Origin of the sequence: Pseudomonas sp. GM24 (assembly GCF_000282235.1) — a bacterium.
Lineage (GTDB): Bacteria > Pseudomonadota > Gammaproteobacteria > Pseudomonadales > Pseudomonadaceae > Aquipseudomonas.
Genome location: NZ_AKJR01000317.1, coordinates 71 through 5,159 on the forward strand (window position 1 = coordinate 71; position 5,089 = coordinate 5,159).

5 protein-coding genes are annotated in these 5,089 nt (G+C 60.2%); 3 read left to right on the top strand and 2 right to left on the bottom strand.

Features of this window, described 5'->3' with window-relative positions:
- The first annotated feature begins 99 nt into the window (after positions 1–99).
- Both PMI23_RS27600 and PMI23_RS27605 read left to right on the top strand, forming a co-directional pair.
- The gene (locus tag PMI23_RS27600) at positions 100–1,755 is read left to right on the top strand and encodes an MFS transporter (RefSeq protein ID WP_007915115.1); all 1,656 of its coding nucleotides are present in this window, start codon (positions 100–102) and stop codon (positions 1,753–1,755) included.
- Entirely contained in the window at positions 1,752–2,894 is a 1,143-nt protein-coding gene (locus PMI23_RS27605; protein WP_007915117.1) for an HlyD family secretion protein, read from the top strand. The genes PMI23_RS27600 and PMI23_RS27605 overlap by 4 nt, the downstream gene beginning before the upstream one ends.
- A 123-nt stretch (positions 2,895–3,017) precedes the next feature.
- Here PMI23_RS27605 and copD read toward each other — a convergent pair whose 3' ends face one another.
- Both copD and copC read right to left on the bottom strand, forming a co-directional pair.
- Entirely contained in the window at positions 3,018–3,875 is an 858-nt protein-coding gene (copD, locus tag PMI23_RS27610; protein ID WP_007915120.1) for a copper homeostasis membrane protein CopD, read from the bottom strand.
- Between the two features lie 3 nt (positions 3,876–3,878).
- Complete coding sequence (gene copC, locus PMI23_RS27615; protein WP_007950238.1) at positions 3,879–4,241, bottom strand: copper homeostasis periplasmic binding protein CopC; 363 nt, start codon at positions 4,239–4,241, stop codon at positions 3,879–3,881.
- 139 nt (positions 4,242–4,380) lie between these two features.
- Here copC and PMI23_RS27620 point away from each other — a divergent pair, with 139 nt between their 5' ends.
- Complete coding sequence (locus PMI23_RS27620; protein ID WP_007919317.1) at positions 4,381–5,001, top strand: TetR/AcrR family transcriptional regulator; 621 nt, start codon at positions 4,381–4,383, stop codon at positions 4,999–5,001.
- Positions 5,002–5,089 lie beyond the last annotated feature (88 nt).

The window sequence follows — 5,089 nt, forward strand, 5'->3', positions numbered from 1 at the left end:
TCACTCGACAGCTCCTACAAGTATCTGTGTTGTCCATGGGATGTGTGTTGCCGGTGAATTTGCGGCAAACTTCACCGACCTTCCGCACAAGGCCTTGCAATGGATCAATACGCCCCGCGCAACTGGCAGCCCCACGAAAAACCCAGTCTGCCCGGTTCCCCCTCGACGCCGTTGCATTCCAATCCCAAGCGCCTGGCCTATGCGCTGGTCGGTGTGCTGGTGGCGGTCACCGGTGGTTTGGGCAACTCGCTGGTGGTGGCCAACCTGCCTTACCTGCAAGGCGCACTCGGTGCGACCACCGCGGAAATGGCCTGGCTGCCGGCAGCGTTCGTGATGACCAACGTGTCGATGAACCTGCTGCTGGTGAAGTTTCGCCAGCAGTTCGGGTTGCGTGCGTTCACCGAAGTGTTCCTGGTGTTGTATGCGCTGGTGACCTTCGGCCATTTGTTCGTCAATGACCTCAATTCGGCGGTGGCGGTGCGCGCGGCCCACGGCATGGTCGGCGCAGCGCTGAGTTCGCTGGGTCTGTATTACATGGTTCAGGCGTTCCCGGCGAAGTGGCGGATGAAGGCGTTGGTGCTCGGCCTCGGCACTTCCCAACTGGCGCTGCCATTGGCGCGATTATTTTCCGAAGACTTGCTGCAGATCGCCGAATGGCGGGGTTTGTACCTGTTCGAATTGGGTATGGCGCTGCTCTCGCTGGGCTGTGTATTGATGCTCAAGTTGCCGCCGGGCGACCGCTTCAAAACCTTTGAAAAACTCGACTTTCTCACCTTTGCCATTCTCGCCACTGGCGTGGCGTTGCTGTGTGCGGTGTTGTCGCTCGGGCGGATCGATTGGTGGCTGGAGGCCGACTGGATCGGCTATGCGTTGGCTGCTTCGATTGCCTTGATCATCGCCGGTCTGGCCATCGAACATAACCGCAGCAACCCGCTGCTGATGACCCGCTGGCTGGGCAGCGGGACGATGATCCGCCTGGCGCTGGCGGTGACCCTGATTCGTATGGTCACCTCGGAGCAGTCCACCGGTGCGGTGGGTTTCATGCAGAACCTGAACATGGGCTATGAGCAGTTGCACAGCCTCTACGTGGTGATGCTGATCGGCAGTGTCGCCGGGTTGTTGACCAGCGCACTGACGATCGACCCCAAACACCTGCTGATGCCGTTGATCATCTCGCTGGGTCTGATGGCCACCGGGTCGGTGATGGACAGCTTTTCCAACAACCTGACGCGCCCGGAAAACCTCTATTTCAGTCAATTCCTGCTGGCCTTCGGCAGCACGTTTTTCCTCGGCCCGACCATGGTCTTCGGCACCCGTAACGTGCTGACCAATCCGCGTAATCTGGTGAGCTTTTCCGTGCTGTTCGGGATCTGCAATAACCTCGGCGGCCTGCTGGGCGCGGCGCTTCTGGGCACCTTCCAGATCGTCCGGGAAAAATTTCATTCCAGTCACATCGTTGAGCACCTGACGCTGTCTGACCCGTTGGTGGCTGCACGCGTGCAGAGCGGCGGCTCGGCCTACGGTTCGCTGTTGGCCGACCCGAGTCTGCGCAACCTGGCGGGTATTCGCAGCCTGTCCAATGCCGCCACCCGTGAGGCCAACGTGCTGGCCTATAACGATGTGTTCATGCTGATCGCCGTGATTGCGGTGCTGACCATGATCTGGCTGTCCATTCGCGCGCTGTGGCTGATGAGCACCACCAAAGCCGTCGCCCCAGCGCCATCCACACCTTCGAGCGGTGCCACTTCTTCATGACCGAACCGACCACCACGACCACCAATGCCATTGCCGCCACACCTGAAGGTGTAGCGCCGCCGTCATCACCGAACACCGAGCCGCGCTCGCTGCGGGTGCGGATCATCTCTTCAATGGGCTTCGCGGCGATTGCCATCGTCGGTGTGTTGATCGTGCTGTATGCCTGGCAACTGCCGCCATTCAGCAGTGCCGTCGAGACCACCGAAAACGCCCTGATTCGCGGCCAGGTAACGATCATCGGCCCGCAACTCGCCGGTTATGTCTATGAAGTGCCGGTGCAGGATTTCCAGTACGTGAAGGCCGGGGATTTGCTGGTGCGCCTGGACGACCGCATCTATCAGCAGCGCCTCGACCAGTCGCTGGCGCAACTGGCGGTACAGAAAGCCGCATTGGCCAATGTCGTGCAGCAACGCAACAGCGCCGAGGCGACGATCAAATTGCGTCAGGCCGTACAGGCCGACAGCGAAGCGCAGTTGCGCAAGAGCGAGGCCGATCTGCGCCGTAACCAGGAATTGGTGCGCGACGGTTCGGTGTCCAAGCGTGAGATGGATGTAGCACTGGCGGCGAATGCGCAGAGTGTTGCGGGGGTGGCGCAGGCCAAGGCCAATCTGGAAATCGCCCGCCAGGATCTGCAAACGGTGATCGTCAATCGTGGCTCGCTGGAAGCGGCGGTGGCCAGCGCCGAAGCAGCGGTGCAACTGGCGCGGATCGACCTGTCGAACACGCGCATCGTTGCCCCGCGTGACGGTCAGCTCGGGCAGATCGGCGTGCGTCTCGGCGCCTACGTCAACTCCGGGGCGCAGTTGATGGCGTTGGTGCCGAACCAGAAATGGGTGATCGCCAACATGAAGGAAACCCAGATGGACAATGTGCGCGTCGGGCAACCGGTGCGCTTCACCGTCGATGCCTTGAACCACCGTAAATTCACCGGGCATGTGCAGCATATTTCGCCGGGGACTGGTTCTGAATTTGCGTTGTTGCAGGCGGATAACGCGACCGGCAACTTTGTGAAAATTGCCCAGCGGGTGCCGGTGCGGATCACCATCGATCCGGATCAACAGGAAGAGGAACGGTTGCGTCCGGGGATGTCGGTGGTCGTCAGCATCGACACCGCAGCAGGCAACACCCAACCTCACTGATCAACACACAGATCCAATTGTAGGAGTGAGCCTGCTCGCGATAGCGGTGTGTCAGTCGGAAGATTCGTCACTGGTACACCGCTATCGCGAGCAGGCTCACTCCTACAGGGGGCTCTGTGATCTTCAGGCAGTGATCATCGGGGGCAGGGTGCCGAGCAGCGAGACGGCCGCCACCGCGCCAATGCCCAACAGCCATTCGAGCATCACACTGCGCCTGAGCGTGCCCATGCGCTGTTCGCAATCATCAACCCGCAAGCGGTTGAACAGCGCTAGCCCAAGCATCCCCAGCACGATCATCGCCTTGATCAACAGGATCAACGCAAACCCGCTGAACAGCGGCGTCGGCCACCACTGGCCAGTCAGCACGCGCACATTGATCAACCCCGTGATCAGCAACCCCGCGACCAAGGCATAGCCGACCCCGCTGAAACGCTGCAAAATCGCCGGCATCGGCTCCGTCGGCTGACGCAGAATCATCACCAGCAACAACAGCCCGCCCAGCCACGCCGCCACACAGATCAGATGCACGATCTGGTTGAGAATCAGCAATTGCCCGCTCACGCCATCGAGCATGGCGCCATGCCCGACCGGTGCGAGGGTTGCCAACAACAACGCACTCAAGCCCAACCGCAACGGCATGTTCGAATGCCAAGGCGTAAGCAGCAACGCCAACAGCGCGGCATTGATCAGCAGATGCCAGCGCCACACCTGACCGAAAAACGTATTGCCCAACACCAGTGCAACCGTGTCCGGATCAAACGCCGCCGCTACCGAACCGGCCATACTCGCAGTGATCAACAGCGCCCAGGCAATCCCGCTGACCAGCGCCACAACGGCCAGCCAACGCGTCAGTCGCGCCAGGTGCCGGTCCACTTGCAGCGCCTCATCCCTGAGCAGCAACGGCCTGAACAACCAGGCCCCGAACAGCATCAACACCACGATGAAATGCACAAAGCGGCACAGCACCAGCGCTTCACTCATGAATTACTGACCAACCTTGAACTGATAAGCGCCTTCGCTTTTGTGCGTATCGACCGACACCGCGTGCCATTCGACTTTGTACTCGCCGGCGGTCAGCGGAGCGGCGGGGGTGACGATCAGGGTTTTCTTGTCGCCTTCGGTGGTCAACGGCTTAACGGCGACCGGCGCACCATCCTTGGTCACGGTGACTTTGGTGAAACTGGCTTCGACGCCTTCAGAAAAGGTCAGGCGCAAATCGGCGGGAGCGGCGACTGTGCTATCGGCGGCCGGGGTCTGGCTTTTCAGGTGGGCGTGGGCAAATACCGAGGATGCGGCAAACAGCGAAGCGAGCAGGGCAGTGGTGGTCAGGACGTTCTTGAACAGCATCGCGAATACCTCTGAGGCAGGATTGAAGAAGCGTCAGTTTAGCCATCCGCTCACGCCAGCACGAAGTTTTGTTTGCAGCGGTCGCCCGCGGACCAGAGCGGATGCTAGTCTTGGGCAACGCTGTTGTCAGGGAGCCCTCATGGGCAATCACAAGATCGAGATTCGTCGCAACAACGTCGAGAAAATTCTCCTCGCGGCGGAAAAAGTCTTCGCCGAAAAAGGCTTTGGCGGCACGGCCATGGCCGACATCGCGGCTGAAGTGCAACTGCCACGTTCCAACCTGCATTACTACTTCAGCACCAAGAGCGAGCTGTACAGCGCGGTGCTGTTCGACCTGCTGGAAGTGTGGAAGCAAGACGCACTGTGCTTCGAGATGTTTGATGATCCGCGCGTGGTGCTGAGCAGCTACATCCGCGCCAAGATGAACCACTCGCGCAGCCGGCCGTACGGTTCGAAAGTCTGGGCCAACGAAATCATCCACGGCGCGCCGACGTTAGGTGAGGCGCTGGATGTCAGCCTGTATGACTGGGCGAAGATGAAGGAAGCGAAGATTCGCCAGTGGGTCGAGGACAAGCGGATTTTGCCGGTGGAGCCGTCGAGTCTGCTGTACATGATCTGGGCGTCGACCCAGCACTATGCCGACTTTGATCATCAGGTGAATATTCTGAATGAGCACCAGCCGTTGTCGGACATGCAGTTCGAGCGGGCGGTGCAGACGGTGACGAGTGTGATATTGCGGGGGATCGGGTTGGAACCCTGAAGCAAAAGCTGACCCTCACCCCAGCCCTCTCCCAGAGGGAGAGGGGGCCTACCGAGGTGTCTTGCGAGTTACATCGACCTGAAAGCCC